General features: G+C 51.2%; 17 protein-coding genes and 2 tRNA genes. 2 read left to right on the forward strand and 17 right to left on the reverse strand.

Annotated elements, in window-relative coordinates; all coding sequences use genetic code 11:
* The 7 genes from NGM66_RS02700 to NGM66_RS02730 all read right to left on the reverse strand — a co-directional run.
* Nucleotides 1-652, reverse strand: a 652-nt coding sequence (locus tag NGM66_RS02700; RefSeq protein WP_258115379.1) for a hypothetical protein, incomplete at its 3' end; no start/stop codon positions are given.
* A 110-nt stretch (nucleotides 653-762) separates the two neighbouring features.
* Complete coding sequence (eno, locus tag NGM66_RS02705) at nucleotides 763-2,082, reverse strand: phosphopyruvate hydratase (RefSeq protein ID WP_208910443.1); 1,320 nt, start codon at nucleotides 2,080-2,082, stop codon at nucleotides 763-765.
* Nucleotides 2,083-2,189: 107 nt separating this feature from the next.
* A complete protein-coding gene (tpiA, locus tag NGM66_RS02710) occupies nucleotides 2,190-2,948 on the reverse strand; it encodes a triose-phosphate isomerase (RefSeq protein ID WP_208910445.1) in 759 nt (252 codons plus the stop codon).
* A gap of 144 nt (nucleotides 2,949-3,092) precedes the next feature.
* Nucleotides 3,093-4,295 carry a phosphoglycerate kinase gene (locus NGM66_RS02715; RefSeq protein ID WP_208910447.1) on the reverse strand — a complete coding sequence of 401 codons (1,203 nt, stop codon included), beginning with the start codon at nucleotides 4,293-4,295 and terminating at the stop codon, nucleotides 3,093-3,095.
* Nucleotides 4,296-4,464: 169 nt separating this feature from the next.
* On the reverse strand, nucleotides 4,465-5,475 hold the full coding sequence (gene gap, locus NGM66_RS02720; protein WP_125575690.1) for a type I glyceraldehyde-3-phosphate dehydrogenase: 1,011 nt from the start codon (nucleotides 5,473-5,475) through the stop codon (nucleotides 4,465-4,467).
* 67 nt (nucleotides 5,476-5,542) lie between these two features.
* Entirely contained in the window at nucleotides 5,543-6,571 is a 1,029-nt protein-coding gene (locus NGM66_RS02725; RefSeq protein WP_208910451.1) for a sugar-binding transcriptional regulator, read from the reverse strand.
* A gap of 295 nt (nucleotides 6,572-6,866) precedes the next feature.
* Nucleotides 6,867-6,938: transfer RNA gene (locus NGM66_RS02730), tRNA-Arg, on the reverse strand.
* A gap of 131 nt (nucleotides 6,939-7,069) precedes the next feature.
* On the opposite strand from NGM66_RS02730, the gene NGM66_RS02735 reads away from it, so the two are divergent.
* Nucleotides 7,070-7,669, forward strand: a complete 600-nt coding sequence (locus NGM66_RS02735) for an ECF transporter S component (protein WP_258115367.1) — start codon at nucleotides 7,070-7,072, stop codon at nucleotides 7,667-7,669.
* A 345-nt stretch (nucleotides 7,670-8,014) separates the two neighbouring features.
* Here NGM66_RS02735 and NGM66_RS02740 read toward each other — a convergent pair.
* The 4 genes from NGM66_RS02740 to NGM66_RS02755 all read right to left on the reverse strand — a co-directional run bounded on the left by NGM66_RS02740 (nucleotide 8,015) and on the right by NGM66_RS02755 (nucleotide 9,547).
* Nucleotides 8,015-8,086 (reverse strand) — tRNA-Arg (locus tag NGM66_RS02740).
* Nucleotides 8,087-8,172: 86 nt separating this feature from the next.
* Nucleotides 8,173-8,910, reverse strand: coding sequence for a LiaF transmembrane domain-containing protein (locus NGM66_RS02745; protein WP_208910453.1), 738 nt, complete (start codon nucleotides 8,908-8,910; stop codon nucleotides 8,173-8,175).
* 5 nt (nucleotides 8,911-8,915) lie between these two features.
* Nucleotides 8,916-9,362, reverse strand: coding sequence for a LytTR family DNA-binding domain-containing protein (locus tag NGM66_RS02750; protein ID WP_208910454.1), 447 nt, complete (start codon nucleotides 9,360-9,362; stop codon nucleotides 8,916-8,918).
* Between the two features lie 17 nt (nucleotides 9,363-9,379).
* Entirely contained in the window at nucleotides 9,380-9,547 is a 168-nt protein-coding gene (locus NGM66_RS02755; protein ID WP_258115368.1) for a hypothetical protein, read from the reverse strand.
* A gap of 267 nt (nucleotides 9,548-9,814) precedes the next feature.
* Here NGM66_RS02755 and clpP point away from each other — a divergent pair, with 267 nt between their 5' ends.
* On the forward strand, nucleotides 9,815-10,411 hold the full coding sequence (clpP, locus tag NGM66_RS02760; protein ID WP_043022142.1) for an ATP-dependent Clp endopeptidase proteolytic subunit ClpP: 597 nt from the start codon (nucleotides 9,815-9,817) through the stop codon (nucleotides 10,409-10,411).
* A gap of 925 nt (nucleotides 10,412-11,336) precedes the next feature.
* Here the strand turns inward: clpP and whiA are convergent.
* From whiA to uvrA, 6 genes are all read right to left on the reverse strand, one after another.
* On the reverse strand, nucleotides 11,337-12,275 hold the full coding sequence (gene whiA, locus NGM66_RS02765) for a DNA-binding protein WhiA (protein WP_208910456.1): 939 nt from the start codon (nucleotides 12,273-12,275) through the stop codon (nucleotides 11,337-11,339).
* 2 nt (nucleotides 12,276-12,277) lie between these two features.
* On the reverse strand, nucleotides 12,278-13,291 hold the full coding sequence (mgfK, locus tag NGM66_RS02770; RefSeq protein WP_208910458.1) for a gluconeogenesis morphogenetic factor MgfK: 1,014 nt from the start codon (nucleotides 13,289-13,291) through the stop codon (nucleotides 12,278-12,280).
* The gene (rapZ, locus tag NGM66_RS02775; RefSeq protein WP_258115370.1) at nucleotides 13,288-14,172 is read right to left on the reverse strand and encodes an RNase adapter RapZ; all 885 of its coding nucleotides are present in this window, start codon (nucleotides 14,170-14,172) and stop codon (nucleotides 13,288-13,290) included. Before rapZ ends, mgfK begins: the two co-directional genes overlap by 4 nt.
* A 588-nt stretch (nucleotides 14,173-14,760) precedes the next feature.
* The gene (locus NGM66_RS02780; RefSeq protein ID WP_208910463.1) at nucleotides 14,761-16,410 is read right to left on the reverse strand and encodes an FAD-dependent oxidoreductase; all 1,650 of its coding nucleotides are present in this window, start codon (nucleotides 16,408-16,410) and stop codon (nucleotides 14,761-14,763) included.
* Nucleotides 16,411-16,541: 131 nt separating this feature from the next.
* Nucleotides 16,542-17,087 (reverse strand): HdeD family acid-resistance protein, encoded by a 546-nt coding sequence (locus tag NGM66_RS02785; protein WP_208910466.1) that lies wholly within the window; start codon nucleotides 17,085-17,087, stop codon nucleotides 16,542-16,544.
* A 267-nt stretch (nucleotides 17,088-17,354) separates the two neighbouring features.
* Nucleotides 17,355-20,237 (reverse strand): excinuclease ABC subunit UvrA, encoded by a 2,883-nt coding sequence (uvrA, locus tag NGM66_RS02790; RefSeq protein WP_208910470.1) that lies wholly within the window; start codon nucleotides 20,235-20,237, stop codon nucleotides 17,355-17,357.
* Nucleotides 20,238-20,252 lie beyond the last annotated feature (15 nt).

Raw genomic sequence — 20,252 nt, forward strand, 5'->3', positions numbered from 1 at the left:
CCGGTTCTGGCTTCGGTTCTGGCTTCGGTTCTGGCTTCGGTTCTGGCTTCGGTTCTGGCTTCGGTTCTGGCTTCGGTTCTGGCTTCGGTTTCGTTTCCGGTTGGCTACTGCTAGAATCCGGTGGTAACTGTTCCGTTCCATTAATCGCTTTAACCTTAATATGTTGCGTTTCACCATGATGCAGGACAATCCTCGTACGATCACTCGGATCAACTAGTTCAAACTTCTGCGGTGGCGTTAAATCAGCTGCACCACCCAAGGTCAACTTTCCTTTGGCTGTCCGATGACTAATGAGTTTTCCATTTGTATCTTCGAAATAAAGTTCGACAGTGGTTGGTCTCTCACTGCCATAATAATGTGCCTTCTTACCAGCCACTGGCATTTTCTTAGGCGCCTGAAGCCCTGAATATCTAAATGCGACAAATTCTTCCAGTGGCGGTACTTCTTCTCCCGGACGAACCTGTCTAACAGAAAAAAACTGATCTGTAGTCCTCTCATTTCCGTCCTCGTCAATTCCTGAGACAACGTGCTGAATGTGTAGGTTATAAGCATCTACTCGTGTATCTCCTAAAGCCGAAACCGACCCCAACCCCAACGATGCCCCGGTCATCACCAATACAACAATTCGAATATTCCGCAAAATTTTCATCATCCATTCCCCCTCGTTAAAGTTAACTCCGTAAGAAATGGTCGAAAATTTTATTTTGCACAAAAAAAGAAGCAAGCCCATCACTGGACCTGCCTCTTAGATTTCATGTTTAATTACTTGTTGATGATGGCCAAACGCGCATCTTCGCTCAAGTTGTAGAAGGAGTGAATCCCCTTGTATTCGGAAGTCTTACCTAATTGGTCTTCGATCCGCATTAATTGGTTGTACTTAGCGATACGTTCGCCACGGCTCATAGAACCAGTCTTGATTTGGCCAGCGTTTAAGGCCACAACCAAGTCAGCGATAGTCGTATCTTCAGTTTCACCAGAACGGTGAGAGATAACAGCCGTGTAACCAGCTTGCTTAGCCATTTCAACGGCTTCAACAGTTTCAGTCAAAGTCCCGATTTGGTTCAGCTTGATTAAGATAGAGTTGGCAACGCCCATCTTGATACCCTTAGCCAAGTAGTCCGTGTTCGTAACGAATAAGTCGTCACCAACGATTTGAACCTTCTTGCCCAAGCGTTCAGTAGCCATTTGCCAGTCTTCCCATTCGTTTTCGTCCAGAGGATCTTCGATGGAAACAACTGGGTACTTGTCAACGATGCTTTCCAGCAAGCTAACAAATTCTTCAGCAGTGTATTCCTTGCCGTCACCCTTAAGTTCGTACTTCTTGGTGTCAGCATTGTAGAATTCTGATGAGGCACAGTCAAAGGCGATAGCAACGTCCTTACCAGGTACGTAGCCGGCGTTCTTGATGGCTTCAACTAAGATTTCGAATGGTTCTTCGTTGTTCTTCAGGTCAGGTGCAAACCCACCTTCATCACCAACGGCCGTGGAGTAGCCCTTTTCGTTCAACAAGTTCTTCAAGTTGTGGAACGTTTCTGAACCCATCCGGATAGCTTCCTTGACAGTCTTGGCACCAACAGGCATGATCATGAATTCTTGGAAATCAACCTTGTTGTTGGCGTGCTTCCCACCGTTGATAACGTTCATCATTGGCGTAGGAAGAACGTGGCCGTTAAAGCCGCCTAAGTAGTTGTACAGAGGTTGGCCTAATTCGTCAGCAGCAGCCCGGGCAGCAGCTAAGGAAACACCTAAGATAGCGTTAGCACCTAACTTACCCTTGTTTGGCGTACCGTCCAAGTCGATCATGGCTTGGTCAATGGCCCGTTGGTCAGTAACATCGTAGCCAACGATTTCCTTGGCGATGATGTTGTTTACGTTGTCAACAGCCTTAGTAACACCCTTACCCATGAAACGACTCTTGTCGCCATCACGAAGTTCAACGGCTTCGTGTTCACCGGTTGAGGCACCAGAAGGAACGATTCCCCGGCCCATAGCACCGGCTTCAGTGTAAAGTTCAACTTCAACAGTTGGGTTACCACGAGAATCTAAGACTTCGCGTGCGTAAATATCAGAAATAATAGACATTTTTTGTATTCTCTCCTTATGAGTGTTTGGCTTCACGGGAACAAACAACAATCCCATGCTTTATTCTATAAGTTTAACATTGAACTTTCAATTATATTTTGCCCGAATTACAAATTTTGATAGTTCGCTAACTGAATGAAAGAGTTTTCATCCAAACTAGACCCGCCAGCGAGGACCCCATCGACATTATCCTTGGCCATTAGGCCGACAATATTGTCGGGTTTCACGCTGCCACCATACAAAATTCGCACGCCGTTGGCTAAATCATCCGAGTAGATGTCAGCCAACGTCTGGCGGATCAGGTAACACCCTTCTTCGGCTTGGTCAGTCGAAGCTGAGGTGCCACTGCCAATAGCCCAACTCGGCTCGTAAGCAATCACGATCTTGGCAGCATCTTGCGAACTAACGCCCTTGAGCGCCGCCGTGACTTGGTTGACGACCCAGTGAATCTTTTCACCGGATTCGCGCCGCCCCATGGTTTCATCACAACAAACGATGGGCGTCATGTCATTGCGAAAAACCGCTTGGACTTTCCGGTTGATGACATCGTCCGTCTCGTTAAAGTAACGTCGCCGTTCGGAGTGGCCCACGATGGTGTAAGGAATCCCCATCGCGTGTAGGGCCTTGGGGCTCGTTTCGCCCGTGTAGGCACCTTCGTCTTCGTAATAGCAAGTCTCAGCACCAATTCGTAAAATATCTTCCCGATTGGCATCTAACATGGTCTGTAAAAATAACGCTGGTGCGGCAATCGCCGTTTCCACCACGTTTTCAGCCGGTAGCTTGCCCTGCACAGCTTCAACGAAACTGCGCGCTTCAGCAACCGTCTTGTTCATTTTCCAGTTACCAGCAATGAGTGGTATCCGCAACCTAATCCACCCTCTCTAAAAAATAAATTGACTACGCTCATCATCTTACCGAATTCCCGCCGGATTAGCCAGCGAAGACCCTTACCGATTGACGAGTTTAAGCATAAAAAGCTGTGATGACAACCACCACAGCTCTTTACAAATTTACTTATCAGAAATTGCGGCAATTCCTGGTAAGGTCTTCCCTTCGAGGTATTCAAGAGAAGCACCACCACCAGTGGAAATGTGGGACAGCTTATCAGCAACACCGAGTTGTTGAACAGCGGCAGTTGAATCCCCACCACCGACGATCGTCTTGGCATCAGTCAAAGTCCCTAAGAACTTACCGATTTCCAAAGTACCTTCGGCGTAGTTGCTCATTTCAAAGACACCCATTGGGCCGTTCCAAACAACCGTCTTGGCAGACTTCAGAACGTCTTCGAATTCAGCGATAGACTTAGGTCCAATATCCAAGGCCATGTAGCCATCAGGAACGTCGCCTTCGACCGTCTTGTGGGCAGCATCGTTGTCAAACTTTTCAGCAACAACGGAGTCAACTGGGAGAACCAACTTGTCGCCGGCCTTGTCCAAGATTTCCTTGGCTAAGTCGATCTTGTCGGTTTCAACCAGTGAGTTCCCAATCTTCATACCCTTAGCAGCGTAGAACGTGTAAGTCATCCCACCACCGATAAGAATCTTGTCAGCCTTAGCCAACAAGTTGTCGATCACACCGATCTTGTCAGAAACCTTGGCACCACCCAAGATCGCAACGAATGGGTGTTCAGGGTTGTCAACGGCACCCCCGATGAACTTGATTTCCTTTTCCATCAAGAAGCCAGCAGCCGTTTGGGCCATGTTGGCAGCGATCCCGGCGTTAGATGCGTGGGAACGGTGAGCCGTCCCGAAGGCATCGTTAACGAAGACGTCACCCAATGAAGCCCAGTACTTGCCCAATTCAGGGTCGTTACCAGATTCACGCTTAACGTATTCGCCGTCTTTAACATCTTCGTAACGGGTGTTTTCCATTACCAAGACATCGCCGTCGTTCAAGCCATCAATGGCATCTTCAAGCTGTTTGCCTTCAGTGGTTGGGACGAACGTAACTGGCTTGTTTAACAAGTTGGACAGACGTTCTGCGACTGGGCGCATGGACAGGCCTGGCTTGTCGTCTTCCTTCTTGATCCGACCTAAGTGAGATAAGAGGATGGCCTTGCCACCATGTTCGATTACGTACTTGATCGTTGGTAATGCCGCAACGATACGGTTATCGTTACCAATCACACCGTCTTTGATTGGGACGTTAAAGTCGACCCGCATCAGGACTTTTTTGCCCTTTAAGTCTAAATCAGAAACTGTTAATTTAGCCAATTCTGAAATCCTCCTTGAGTAATATCTATTAAAAGATTACTTTCACAATATACAGCACTTACCTCTGAAATTCAAAGGACTTATGCAAATTTTTACAAAAAACGCAGCGAAGAAATTCCTCCCTCCGCCGCGTTCGTGAGTCTATTTAAAAGCTGTTACAACTGTCGGATTAGAGAGTTGCGAAGTGCAATAACGTCCGAACCATGTTGCAAGTGAAGCCCCATTCGTTGTCGTACCAAGCAACAGTCTTGACAAGTTGGGTGTCACCGTTAGTCGTAACTTCAGTTTGGGTTGGGTCAAAGACAGAACCGTGATCATCATCGATGATGTCTGAAGAAACGATTTCGTCGGCGTTGTAACCGAAGGCTTCGTTACCTTCAGTGTGCTTCTTCATAGCGTCGTTGATTTCGTCAGCAGTAACCTTCTTGTCCAGAACAGTGACTAATTCAGTCAAAGAACCGTCAGTCAAAGGAACACGTTGTGCATGGCCTTGTAACTTACCCTTCAAGTCAGGGATAACCAAACCGATAGCCTTAGCGGCACCAGTTGAGTGAGGAATCGTGTTAACACTGGCAGTACGGTTGTTCCGCATCTTCTTGCCACGAGGGCCATCCAAGATTTGTTGGGTAGCAGTGAAGGCATGAATAGTGGTCATCGTACCAGCCTTGATACCGAATTCCTTGTTCATGAAGTAAGCCATTGGTGCCAAGCAGTTCGTGGTGCAAGAACCAGCAGAAACGATCACATCGTCCTTGCTTAAGGCATCCAAGTTAACGCCAGGTACAACCGTCGTAACGGCACCGGCTGGAGCAGATACTAATACCCGCTTAACACCAGCATCGATGTGGGCGTGAGCCTTTTCTTCGGAAGTGTAGAAACCGGTACATTCGAGGACGAAGTCAACACCGTCGTTCTTAACCCAAGGAATGTCTTGAGCCTTTGGTTCAGCGTAAACAGGGTATTCCTTACCGTCAACCACGATGCCCTTGTCCGTAGCGGAAACTTCGCCAGGGAAACGGCCATGAGTTGAGTCATACTTCAACAAGTAAGCTAACATGGAAGGTGTCGTCAAATCGTTGATGGCAACAACTTCGATGTCACTTGAGTGGAGTTCGTGAATCCGCTTGAAAGCCAAACGGCCGATACGTCCGAAACCATTAATACCAATCTTTACAGTCATACTGTGATTTCCTCCTTCAGGAAGCAAACAAAGATAATTTTTTAAAAAGCAATACATGTTCATTGTATCACTTTTTTAAAACAAAGTCAGCAGCACCTTCATCGGTTACTAGCCAAGTCTGTGCTGGCGCTAAACGCATGTAAGCCGCAATTGCGGCCCCCTTCTCGGCACCACCGGCAACGGCGATGACTAATTGTTTAGCGGCTAAGTCGCCAATTTCCAACCCGATACGGGGGAACTTGCTGACGACGTGGCCCTGGTCATCATAGAAATAACCAAAGGCCTCACCCACGGCATGGGCCGCGGATAAATCGGCGATCACGTGCGGATCCATTTTCCGCCGCTCGGCCATGACAAATGCCTGACCGATGCCGTGAATCACCACGTTGCTCTGGGCAATCAACTGTAACACTTCGTGGATTGCTGGCTCCGCGAACAACGATTTATAGGTGGCTGAGTTCAGTTGTTCCGGCACATAGAGCTGTCGAAACGCGCTGTTGGTGTGCTCCGCCATGGCGGCACTCACCGTGTTGGCCTGAATGGCGGGCGACTCACCAACCCCACCACGCGCCGGAACGAATAACAATTCCCGGTTAGTGGCCAGTGCCGGTGTCAACGCATCCGCCACGCTTGCCAACGTGTGACCGCCCATGACGGCAACCGTACTGGGTCCTGCTGGCATCTGCGCCATCAGAACCTGCCCGGCCGCCTGGGCTAAGCCATTGAGCGAACCGTTAGCCGCGGTGCTGTCACCGGGAACGATCGTGCAATGCGCGATGCCCAGCTTTTGCGCCAGTTCGCGTTCTCGCTGTTGGCGGCCCGCCAGGTCGTTCATCACGGGGGTCAACCCCCGCAAGACCCGCTGGCCACCAGCCGTGATCTGCATCCCCCGGACAGACATCTGAATGAATCCCAAGTCTGCCAAGGCGTCCGTGGTCGTTCGTACCGTCCGCTCGGAACACGCGAGCTTGGTCGCTAGCGTCCGCCGCCCCACGGGTTGGAGGCGGGCAACACCCTGCAGAACACGGAAGCGGCTGGTCAGTTTCCCAACCATCTGGGGCATAATCGCATCCACCCACTGCCAATCTTCATGCATCCTGCTTACCTCCTAGTGGGACGATAACCGACCTATGGTGGCTGATAAACGCCCACCCTGGTCAAAAAATTTAAGGCCAACCAGAGCTAACCTTTTACGATTAATAGTATAAGCCCATGCTCGCCCTTTAGCAAGTAATTCAGACCGTTAATTTATGTAAGCCCTTACAATAGAAGAAACTGAAACATAAGGTGTACTGGACCAGCCAGAAACTGGCGGCGTACCTCGAATTATAGGCAAAAAAATCGCCGTCCTCCGGCGAACCGGCGACGACGATTTCTTTGCTTTTATTTGATGCGCCCGGAGGGAATCGAACCCCCATTTCAAGAACCGGAATCTTACGTGCGATCCATTACACTACGGGCGCATAAAAATTGTTATGAACAACACCTTGATTACTATAACTGATTTTGAATAAAAATACAAGGCAGTTTTTCATTTTTAGGGGAGAATTCATGCTATAATGACGGCATTAACTTTTTCCTGGAGGTTTCCGCAATGACGCGACATAAGACTTTTCGCCTGGTCGTTGACGCATTATTAATGGCGATCGTTTTGCTACAAAATATTATTCCGTTTCTGGGCTACGTGCCCCTGGGTCCATTCAGTATGACCCTGATTGGCTTGACCGTCATCGTGGCCGGTACGGCTCTGGGTCCCAAAGACGGCCTGGTCATCGGTGGGTTCTGGGGCCTAATCACCTTCGTGCGGGCCTTTACCTGGCCATCCAGCCCGGTTGCCCCACTGATCTTTACCAACCCGTTGATTTCCATCCTGCCCCGCTTGCTGATGGGGCTAGCGGCTGGTGGACTCTACACCTGGGGCCGTAACCGTCAGTGGTCTCAGCGTCGCGCCATGCAAGTTGCCGCCGGTTGTGCGGCGTTGGTCAACACCCTTTTGGTCCTAGGCCTGGTCTTTTTCTTCTACCAAACGCCCGCCGTCGCCACGGCGTTCGGCGCCAAGGGTAACCAAACCTTGGGCTACGTGCTGATGATTTCCTTACTGACTAACGGGATTCCAGAGTTTATTTTAGATGTTCTAGTTGCCCCGTTGATTGCCCGGCCCCTACGTAACCGCTGGGATCGGCTCAGAGCCTAATCAGTATTGGTCCTACACGGGTGGCCGGCCGCGATTTATGACTGCTCACCCTGAGTTAATCATTAATTTTCTACGCGTTCACGTTACTTGTGAGCGCGTTTTTTTGGTTTCAAATCCAATAAATTAAAATAATCTAATAGCCTGACTAAACCCTTATCCCAGCTGGTCTAGATACCAGATAGGACGGTATCATCTAGCGGTGTACACGAGTGGTGTATACCGCCTTCAGTCACATTGGTGTACATTTCGGTGTACATTTGTCCACGATTAATCTGCATCAAACAAAAAGAAAAGACCGCAATAGCAACGTTTTCACGTCCTATCACGACCTATCCTAACTATAAGTGCGCCCGGAGGGAATCGAACCCCCATTTCAAGAACCGGAATCTTACGTGCGATCCATTACACTACGGGCGCCTATCAGCATCAGTATTTTTGAGCACCTAATTACTATACCTGATGCTGAATATAAATTCAAGGGGTCGTTGAAAATTTCTTCCGGATTAGATGTAAATCAGCGTGACCCCACCAAAGGACACATTCCCGTGAATCGTGACTTGTGGCGTCGTCCGGTCGGGCGTGGCCGTGCCCTTTTCTTCAACCGCGCCGAAGCCCGTGTTGACGTTATTTTGCACGTTCCAGTTCTTAGGAATGAACAACTCCGTGCCGCCAAATGAATCGTCGACCACGATCTCTGCGCCGTCTGGATTCAGCGCAACGTTGTCGAAGTACACCTTGGCATTACCCATGTAAACCTTGATGACGGCCCGTTTAAAATCCTGTGATTGCAGGTAGCGAATACTGCTACTCATGTTCACGTCAACTAGAATTTCCGCCTCGTCGCTGTTCTGCACGTCCTCTTCTTCCCAGTCGTGGCCATGCCGGTGATGCCAATCCTGACCATTCACGATTACCCGTGGGCCATGGTGATGCCAGCGCCAACGCGGCTTGATGATCAGTGACAGACCCGCCGTTAACAGGACCGCCGCCCCCAGAATCGTCCAGGGTGCCAGGGTCGCAATCCCCAGCGGCTTAGCGAAGATGATGGCCAGAAAGGCTAAGGAAAACACCATCCCCCCTACCGTGACGTGAATCACGCTTTCGACAAACGCCGCGACTAAAAACATCGCCAGCAACAACGTCCAAAATCCAATATGATAGGTGAAAATGCCCAGTTGGCTGGTCACTAAGATACCTGCCGCCAACACTAGGAAAACACCCCAAAACCAATTTCGATGCATCTGCTTTACCCCTCTCGTTCTAGTGCCTCTTTGAGCGCCTTGTAGTAGCGCCGCGACACGTAGAGTTGCTTGTGTGATTTCTGAAATTTAACCAAATTACCCGTGACGGACTTGGTCAACGATAAGATTTGCTCACGGTTGAGGATGGCGGACTTGGAGACCCGCTGGAAAGTTGTGGGCAACGCGTCAGCCAGCTCGTACAAGGGCTGTCGCGTAACGTAGACGTCATCAGCCGTGTGGACCATCACTTGGTGATCCGCCGCTTCCAGGAATAAAATGCTACCGACTCGGACTTGATAATTCTGCCCGCGCTGGCGTAGCGTAAGTCGTTTGGCCGAAGCACTGGCAGCTTCTAGGGCCGCCACCAATTGACTGACGTCCGTATTAGCTGCCGCGCGAATGGTCACATCCGGTTCCGATGCCGTCTCATCAACTTCCACGTGGATTTTCAAATCGCCACCCCCTTTCGTTATTTCAAGTAAACCATATCCACTGGCAAAAATAAATAACGGTAGCGTGACCGGTCAATTAACCAACGCAAGTGGTCGCCTAAGTTCGGTGAGCAAACCTTCTGCCCGCTACGCCGCAAGGACTGGCCCGCCTGCTGGTCGCCGCTGATCACTGGTTCCTGACACAATCGATGGGTGTTTGCAAATTCACTTAAAACCGCCCTTCTGATTGACTTCACAGCGTTGCCACCCCGGTTCACGGCGTTAGCACTCTCCCCATTCGACTGACAGAATACGTGACGTTTGGCCAAACTCTGTTATGATGGTTTTAGTTAATTGGTTCTGGCCGAAATGGTAAGTCATATTGTTTGACCTACTTTGACCATAGCGGTACACTAACAACATGTTAGCGAAACGCTAGCCATTCAATAGTTAATAAGGGAGGCTATCTAGTCATGAATTTAGTACCAACAGTTATTGAACAATCATCCCGTGGCGAACGGGCCTATGATATCTATTCACGACTCTTAAAAGACCGGATCATTATGTTATCTGGCCCAATCGAAGATGACATGGCAAACGCCATCATTGCGCAATTGCTCTTCTTGGACGCCCAAGACTCCACTAAGGACATTTCGTTGTACATCAACTCACCAGGTGGTGTGGTTTCTTCCGGCTTGGCCATTTACGATACCATGAACTTCATCCAATCCGACGTGCAAACCATTACGTTGGGGATGGCAGCTTCCATGGCCAGTGTCTTGGCTTCATCCGGGACTAAGGGCAAGCGTTTTGCATTGCCACATGCCCAAGTCATGATTCACCAACCATCAGGTGGTGCTCAAGGGCAACAAACTGAAATTGAAATTGCTGCACGTGAGATCTTGAAGACCCGTGAATTGATCAACAAGATTTTGGCTGAAAACTCTGGTCAACCCGTTGAACGTCTGAACCAAGATACCGAACGGGACAACTACTTGAGTGCGCAAGAAGCCGTTGATTATGGTTTGATTGACCACATCATGACCAACAGTAGCGAACAAAAGAAGTAATCGACTAATTAAAAATAACACCGGCCCGGCTTGGGTTGGTGTTATTTTTTTTGCACTAAACACTTGAGTCCCACCACTAACGGATCGGTTGAGCTTGTCTTTTCGATTCAGAGATTAAGACTAACCAAAGATTGCAAACGCAAAATACCTGATAATACCTAGCTGACGGGGATTGCAGACATTAAAGTTAGCCCCCCATCACCTGCGGCTGTCAGAGATGTGGGGGCTGGCCGCCTCCCGTCCGCCAAATATGAGCCGGAACGCGGTGGGCGGCGGGACAAGCCAAGAAGCGGTCTCGTCTCCTCGACTTTGAGCCGAAGTTCGCGTCTCAAAATCGCCAGTTCCCTAACCGGCATGAACCATGCCGCTAAGGGAACTCCCACGGCTGAGCTCATATTTAGCGGACTCCCGGCTACAGAGATGTTTCACTAGTCGGTTAGGTTAGTCCTTGGCAACAGGTGAACTACAGTCACATCTAATCCAATTCGGTGGGACTGAGAAGCGCCAATCCGTCGGCGTCAACCGGCAATTCAGCGCCCCCCAGTGGTGTTGGCCCAGTTAGTGGCATCGCTGAAATGGCAAACATTAATGGCAATCTGCCACGTAGCCGTGAGTGAGCTAAATTTGGACTCAGCAGTGGGCGTTTTCAAGTGAACTGCTTGAAAACGGGCGTCTTCGAGACGTGGTTTTCGGCTCGAAGCGAGGTTGAAGACCGCTCTTGGGCTTCGACCGGTCCTTCCCACAGCGTCACGGTCCAAATTTGGCGAACGGTCAGGCGGCCAGCACGAACTATCTTGCGTTCAGAAACTAATTTTCCGTCATGAACTCAAGTGTCACAATGGCCCTGGCTACTTTCAAGCTTGCAATTTTTAAAGACTAACAGAAAAAACGGCCCCCAGCACCATTAGCTGAAAGTCGCTTTCCCCTACGCCGAAGCTTCTTCACGAAGGTGCTTGGCATAGTCATTGATTTTACGTAAGCGGTGATTGATACCGGACTTGGAAATAGGACCGCCGGGAACCAGGTCACCGAGTTCTTTCAAACTGACCTCTTGATGGGCCATCCGCGTTTCAGCAACTTCACGTAACTTGATTGGAAGTTGCCCCAGGCCGACCGTGGCTTCAATAAACTGAATGTTATCGAGCTGTCGGGTCGAGGCGTTGGCCACCTTGTCCATATTGGCGTTTTCACAGTTGACCAACCGATTGACCGAGTTGCGCATGTCCCGCATGATGCGGACGTCTTCGAACCGCAGCATGGCCGTGGTGGCGCCAATCAGGGACAGGAAGTCCGCAATCTTTTCGGCACCCTTCAAGTACGTGATGTACCCACTCCGTCGCACGATGGTCCGAGCATTCAAGTCATAACGGTTCATCATTTCCGCAATCATCTGGTTGTGCTCCTCGTATAGTGAGTAGATTTCCAGGTGGTAGCGACTGGTTTCGGGGTTGTTGACGGACCCGCCCGCCAGAAAGGCACCGCGCAAATAAGAGCGGACCCGCATGTCATCGTTTAAGATTTCATCTGGCACGGACTCCAACAGCTGCATCCCGTCAAAGATACCGAGGTCGGATAAGACTTCCGTGGCTCCCGTTTTGACTCGGACAATGTACAGGTTATTTTTTTTGAGCTTCATTTTACGCCGCACCAGCAATTCACTTTCCAAATCGTAGAATTGCTTGAGCAACTGGTACATCCGCCGGGCAATCGCCGGGTTTTCTGTTTGGACATTCAAGACAAAGTGATGATTGGCGAGCCCAAGGGCGCCGTTCATCCGGATCAAGGCGACTAATTCAGCCTTGGCGTTGTCGCGGTGAACCTCCAGGGTGGTTAATTCTTTTTTGACTTCACTGGCGTATGACACCGTTAAGGCCTCCGTTTCATTCGGTAACGCGGCTGGCCAATTAAGTTCAAGAGTTCATGAACGACCTCTTGCCCGTTGTGGAAAGCCCCATTATCGCGTAATTGTAAAAAGTCGGTCGAAATGACCCGGCACCCCTGATCACGGAGTCCCTGAAAGTCATGCCGCACCGGTTGAGACATTTCGTCCCAGCGTTGGTAATCAATGTATTGGTCAGGCACCTTGCGGGTGTTGACCAACACCGTGTCAATAAAATTTGTGTGTAAATGCTGGTTCAAGACGCGCACGTGATCGGCATCGGTGAAGTTTTCCGTTTCACCCTTTTGCGTCATGATGTTGCAGATGTAAACGACTTCCGCCGACGTCTCCTTGACCGCGTTGCCGACGCTTTCAATCATCAGGTTGGGCAGGATGCTGGTAAATAGGCTCCCGGGCCCCAAGACGATTTGATCAGCGTTCATGATGGCATCGATGACCGGCTGGACGGCTTGCGGCTGCTGGTGATGGTCGCTAGTCTCGACCCACACCCGCTTGATGAGCTTGTGGGCGGCCGTGATTTCCGACTCGCCACTCAGGGTACTGCCATCCGCAAATTGGGCGTGCAACTCCAACGGTTCATCGGCCGCCGGATAAATGTGGCCATTGACACGCATCAGTTGGGACAGTTCCTGAACAGCATCAAAAATACCGCCCTTCATTTCCGACAAGGCGGCAATGATTAGATTTCCGATCGCGTGACCGGCAAAGAAATCATCCGTCGTCTCAAACCGGTACTGGAACAAGTCTTTATAAATGTCTGGCACTTCCGCCAGCGCCACCATGACGTTGCGAATATCACCAGGCGGCACGACGTTCACGTAATGCCGAATGATACCAGAAGAACCCCCGTCATCAGCAACCGTGACCACTGCCGTAATATCGACATCTTGGTCACGCAGGTTGCGTAAGATTACGGGGAGTCCCGTTCCACCGCCAATGACCACGATTTTCGGGCGGCGGCTACTATTTAGCTCTCTCATGATCGATTAGCGGACTCCTTTCGCTTGTTGATGTCGCGGTGGGTCACGTGGACCGGATAGCTGTCCCCCAGTGCCTTGCCGAGGCGTTGGGCTAAGGCAACGGACCGGTGTTGGCCGCCGGTACAACCAATCGCAATGGTCAGACTGGACTTACCCTCTTTTTTGTAGCCCGGCACGATAGTCTGTAGCAGGCCCAAGAACTGTTGATAAAAGTTCTCCGTTTGCGGATGCGTCATGACGTACTCGTAAACGGGTTGGTCTAAACCAGTCTGTTCCCGGAGTTCTGGCAAGTAGTAAGGATTCGGCAAAAACCGCACGTCCATCACGATATCGGCGTCGATGGGCAAGCCATACTTAAAGCCAAACGACATGACTTCGATGTGAAAGGCATTCGTCGTTTCTGTTTCATAATTGTGGAAAATCTCTTCACGGAGCTTACGGGGACTGAGGTTAGTGGTATCCAGTACCAACTGGGCCGCCTGCCGAATCGGCGCCAGCAATTTCCGTTCACGCTGAATACCTTCCATCACGCGACCGTTACGGGCCAAGGGATGTGAGCGCCGTGTCTCCTTGTAGCGTGAAACCAGTTCCTCATCCGACGCGTCCAGGAACAGAACCTGGGCGTTCATGGTACCGTGGACCGCTACATCATTTAGCATGCGCACGATTTCGTCGTAAAATGCCCGTGAGCGTAAATCGATCACTAACGCAATCTTGGATAATTTACCTGACTCACGCACTAAATCCCAAAACTTGGGCAGCAGCGAAGGTGGCATGTTATCAATACAAAAGTAGCCTAAATCTTCAAAGCTTTGCATGGCGACGGTCTTGCCGGCACCACTCATCCCGGTAATGATCACCAACCGAATATCTTCAGTCATGGCTCTTCTCCGCTCCTTTCGAAAACAATCTTTATGCAGTATAACACACCGGGTGTGTCTTTTCCTAACAATTCTCTTAAATTACGTCAATTTTGGTCGGTTTGGCCACTGAATTTGCTTGCCGCTTCCGCTAGACCTTCGGCGTTACGCTGTGCACTTCCTAAGAAAGTTTAAAGTTCTTGGCAGCGGGGGCCACAAATGGCGGTTGGATTTCGTTGGTATCAGTAAGGACCTAACGATTGAGAGGCGGAGTTGCCTAGAATCATTGATACAAGTTGTTTGTGGCTGCCCGGTCTGTGCTGGCAGACTCTCGGCTACAGGAGTGGTTAACCATCAACTGGCCATTGCCAATAGTCCCGGTACGGCTAAATCTGACCTAATTCAGACTCACCGACAGGTCCTTCCCCGCCGAAGTCAGCTGGCAATTAATGATGCCAACTGTATCGACCTCAAACCAGCCATTTCTGTCTAATCACTGAGCAAAACACCTTTCAGACTGGTGAACTAGGCCAGTTTTCCAAGCAAACCAGAAAACCGCCTCTCCGGCTAATGACATCCCCAGAGTAGGCGGTTCGTATAGACGCATGCTCAGTCATACAACAGTTCGTCAGGGCGAACCGTGTGGTACAGCGAGAAGCCGCCGTCGAGGTTGATCACGTCAAACCCGTGTTGTTTCAAGATCCGTTCTGCCACGTAACTGCGGTGGCCACTTTGGCAACTAACGATGTATGGTTGCTCGCTGGATAATTCGTCTAGTCGTTCCCGTAATTGGTCCAGCGGGATATTGATGGCCCCGGGGAACCGGCCGGCTTGCAATTCGTCTGGGTTGCGGACGTCCAGTAGCTGTCTGCCAGCGACTTCCGCGGCTTTTAACGCTGACCACTGGAGATTGTCGCTGAGACCATCAACAATGTTTAACGCCATGTCGCCCACCAGATTGACCGGATCCTTGGCCGAATTGAATGGCGGCGCGTAACTCAGCTCCAATTCTGGTAAATCGGCGACAGTCAAATGACCCTTGATGGCCGTGGCCAACACGTCGATGCGTTTGTCCACGCCACTGCCGACCCCCTGTGCGCCGTAAAGTTGGCCGGTCTGTGGATTGAATAATAGCTTCAACACCATTGGCTTGCCGCCAGGGAAATAGCTGGCGTGGTCATCCCCACGATAGTGTACCGCCCGATATGGCAACTGTTGCGCCTGCAAGGCCGCCTCATTGAGTCCCGTCACGGCCGCGGCCAGGTCAAAGACCCGGACAATGGCCGTGCCCAGGCTCCCCCGATTTCGCCGTGGCAGTCCGGCTAGGTTATCCGCCACTTGGCGACCCTGCCGATTGGCTGGCGAGGCCAGTGAAATGAGATCCGCCTTGCCGGAAACTTGCTTTTGCACCACGATGGCATCCCCAACCGCAAAGACGTCAGGCACGCTGGTTTGGTAGGTCCCGTCCACTTCAATGCCACCCCGCAGGCCCAATTTGATCCCACTTCCGACGAGAAAGTCCGTGGCTGGCCGCACCCCTACTGCTAGAATTGTCAGATCTGTTTGTAACTGCGTGTGGTCGCTCAGTGTCAGTGTTCGACCAGCGTGCTTAACGGCAGTCACAGCTTGACCGGTGATGACACGGACCCCGTGCTGCGTCAAGGTTTGTTGCACGTAGGCCGCTATTTCTTCGTCTAGTGGTGCCAAAATGTGATCAGCCTGTTCCACGATTGTCACGGCTAAGCCACGTTGACGCAAGGCCTCGGCCATTTCCAGGCTAATGAAGCCCCCACCGACCAACGTGACCGCTCGCGCCGCCGTGTCGTTCAATTGAGCCATGATGCGGTCCAAATCTGGTATGTTGCGCAGAACCATCACGTTTTTCGCCGCGGCTAATCCGGGGAGTTGGGGGACGATCGGTACGGCCCCGGGCGCCAAAATGAGTTTGTCATAATCTTCGGTCACGGTCTTCCCCGCCACAACGACGTCAACTTGATGGCGGTCCGGATGAACTGCCGTGACACGCTGATTGACCCGAACATCAATGCGGAACCGTTGCCGTAGCTTCGTTGGCGTTTGGACGATCAACGCATCTCGATTAGCAATTTCGCCAGCCAAGTGGTACGGCAAGCCACAGTTGGCAAATGAAACGTATGGCCCCTGCTCTAACACCACGATTTCCGCCGTTTCATCCAGCCGCCGCAACCGAGTCGCAGCTGACATACCGCCGGCCACGCCGCCAACAATCAGAACTTTCATAATGACGCTCCTCTCCCCTGTTCCATCAGGGATGTAATAGCTTTCAGTATACCCGGGTCCTAAAGGGACGCAACTATTTTGTTTACAAAAAAACAGCCATGACAGAAGCCATAGCTGCGACAAATTATTTATTAAGACCGACTGCGTGCAATCGCGATCCAAATGGCGTTGACGCCAAAAATCACGAAGAAGAACGCAATCAACACGTTCAATGACAAGGCTGCGGCCACTGGGTGAATGAACAACATGATTCCAATGACCAAGCTGATAACATCCAATACCACGGACAGCCAAAACCACAGGCCACCGAAGTCCCGTAAATGGCTGGCAACCAGCAAGCGTTCGATGGAATCAAAGATGAACCACAGGGCAAATAGGTAGCCCAGCGTCACAATGGCACTGTTCATGTCAAAGAAGAACACGACGGCAATCAGGATATCTAACACCCCGAAGACCACGGCGAAGTTCGCCCGAATACCGGTCACGTCGCGCAGCTTCTTGTAGCCAGCAATCGTGGTCAAGCCACTCAGGAGCGCCATAAACGCAAAAATAATAGCAAGTCCCGTCAAGCCAATCTTGGGAGAACGCAAAAGTCCAGCCGCGGCAACGATAAACAGAATGCCGAGGATGAACTCGCCCCAGTCAAATCCCCAACGGGTACGATTCATATTAAACATTAGCAAAATCTCCTCACAACACCAGCCAAGTGTTGACTGGTTTTCAACCATTGTACTGGTTTTTCAGCCGCGCGACAAGTTCGAGGACCAATCATTGGTGCGCAAAACCGTGAACCATCAACGCTACGACCCATCTGTGACAATTTTGTGACGACTTGTGCTGGTCATTTGGCTGCGAGCATCTCAAAATTACCGTAAAGAACACAAAAACGGCAGTGAACCACAACCCGCAAGTTGTCATTCACCACCGCCATTTTTACACTTACATTACTTTGTCTTGGCTGGCTTCGGTTTTACCGTTGCCTGGTCTTCTTTGGTCCGCGCTGTATCGCGTTCCAAGACTGGCTTGAGGTACTGGCCCGTGTAACTCTCCGTGACCTCCGCCAACTCTTCTGGCGTTCCGGTAGCGACTACGTTTCCGCCAGCTTCTCCACCTTCAGGACCCAAGTCGATCAGGTGATCCGCTGTCTTGATGACATCCAAGTTGTGTTCGATGACCAAGACCGTGTTGCCCTTGTCGACCAACCGGTGGAGCACCGTCAACAGGCGTTTGATATCGTCCGTGTGCAGCCCCGTCGTTGGTTCGTCCAGGATGTAGAAGTTCTTCCCGTTTTGTTGCTTGTGCAGTTCAGACGCCAACTTCATCCGTTGGGCTTCCCCACCGGACAGCGTCGTGGCGGGTTGACCCAACTTCACGTAGCCCAAACCGACGTCTTGAATCGTTTGGAGCTTCCGGGTGATCTTCGGAATGGCATCGAAGAACTTCAGCGCTTCGCTAACAGTCATATTCAACACGTCAGAGATGTTCTTACCCTTGTATTCCACTTCCAACGTTTCGGAATTGTACCGCGTCCCGTGGCAGACTTCACACGGCACGTAAACGTCGGGCAAGAAGTTCATTTCGATCTTCAAAATACCATCCCCATGACAGGCTTCGCACCGGCCACCCTTGGTGTTAAAGCTGAAGCGGCCCTTTTGGTAGCCCCGCAGCTTGGCATCATTGGTCTGGGCAAAGAGCGTCCGCACATCATCGAAGACGCCGGTATAGGTCGCCGGGTTACTCCGTGGTGTCCGTCCGATGGGACTTTGGTCGATATCAACCAGTCGTTCGATGTTCTTAACGCCAGCAATCGACTGATATTTCCCAGGTTTTTCTGAGTTGTGATTCAGCTTTTGTGCCAACGCCCGCTTCAAAATGGTGTTGACCAGCGTTGACTTCCCGGAACCGGAGACCCCGGTCACGACGACAAACTCGCCCAATGGGAAATCAACCGTGATGTCCTTCAGGTTGTTTTCCGCAGCGCCCGTGATCCGAATGGTCTTACCGTTACCGGTCCGCCGTTCGAGTGGCACTGGAATGTATTTTTTCCCAGCCAGGTATTGCCCCGTCAAGGACTTGCGCGACCGCATGACCTGCTTAGGAGTGCCGGCGGCCATCACGTGACCCCCGTTTTCCCCGGCACCCGGGCCGATGTCGACGATGTAGTCGGCCGCCCGCATAGTGTCCTCGTCGTGTTCAACGACGATCAGCGTGTTGCCCAGATCGCGCATTTGTTTCAATGACGCAATCAACCGGTCGTTGTCCCGTTGGTGCAGCCCAATCGACGGTTCATCCAGAATGTACAGGACCCCGGACAAGTTGGAGCCAATTTGCGTGGCCAACCGAATCCGTTGGGCTTCCCCACCGGACAGGGTTCGGGCCGAACGACTCAGCGTCAGGTAATCCAAGCCCACGTTTCGTAAGAATGTCAGTCGATCCCGAATTTCCTTTAAAATGGGTTGGGCGATGACTTGATCTTGTTCGCCAAAACTCAGGTCCTGGAAGAAGGCCAATTCCTTTTCCACGGGCAGATCAGAGACTTCCCCGATGTGTTGGTGGTTGATCTTAACACTCAAAGCCTGCCGGTTCAGCCGGAAGCCGTGGCAGGTTTGGCAAGTCAACTCGGTCATGTATTTACGCATGACGTCGCGGGTGAAGTCACTGTTGGTTTCGTGGTAACGCCGGTTGACGTTGGGAATAACCCCTTCGAATTCAACGTCCACGTCGCGGACCCCACCGAAGTCATTTTCATAATGAAAATGGAATTCCTTGCCCTGAGATCCATAAAGGACCAGTGCTTGGTCGGTCTTGGACAACTGCTCAAATGGCGTGTCCATATCGACGTTAAAGGCGGCACAGGCCTGTTCCAGCAGTGCCGGGTAGTATTGCGAACTGATGGGGTTCCAGGGCGCTAAGGCCCCTTCACGCAGCGTCTTGGTCTTGTCAGGAACGACCAGATCCAAGTCGACTTCCAACTTCACACCTAACCCGTCACAGTCTGGGCAGGCACCAAAGGGCGCGTTAAAGGAGAACAGGCGCGGTTCCAATTCCCCCACCGTGAACCCACAGACGGGACAGGCGTAGTGTTCAGAAAAGATCATTGGCTCGCCATCGATCAAATCGGCGATGGCATAGCCGCCGCTTAACCGCAAGGCCGCTTCAAAGGAATCAAACAGCCGCGAACGAATACCCTTCTTGACCACGACCCGATCGATGACGATTGCGATGTCGTGGTTCTGGTTCTTGTTGAGTTCGGGAACTTCGCTAATATCCATGGTCTCGCCATCGACGCGAACCCGGACGAAGCCCTCTCGTTGAATCTTTTCGAAAATCTTCTTGTGTTGCCCCTTCTTGGCCCGCACGATGGGCGACAAGATCTGCATCTTGGTGCGTTCTGGCAGGGCTAAGACTTGGTCAACCATCTGTTCAACGCTTTGGCTGGTGATCTTGGTCCCATCATTGGGACAGATGGGGGTCCCGACCCGCGCCCATAAGAGCCGCAGGTAGTCGTTGATCTCCGTAACCGTCCCCACGGTCGACCGCGGGTTCTTGGAGGTCGTCTTCTGGTCGATAGAAATGGCCGGGCTTAACCCGTCAATCGAGTCAACGTCCGGTTTATCCATTTGCCCCAAGAACTGGCGCGCGTATGACGATAGACTTTCCACGTAGCGACGTTGCCCTTCCGCGTACAGCGTGTCAAAGGCCAGTGAGCTCTTCCCAGAGCCTGACAGGCCACTGATAACGACCAGCTTGTTCTTGGGAATCGTCACGTCAATATCTTTTAAGTTGTGGGCACGGGCCCCGTGAATCACGATTTTATCGTTTGCCAAATTGAAATCTCCTTA

This window comes from Levilactobacillus yiduensis (assembly GCF_024718525.1).
Lineage (GTDB): Bacteria > Bacillota > Bacilli > Lactobacillales > Lactobacillaceae > Levilactobacillus > Levilactobacillus yiduensis.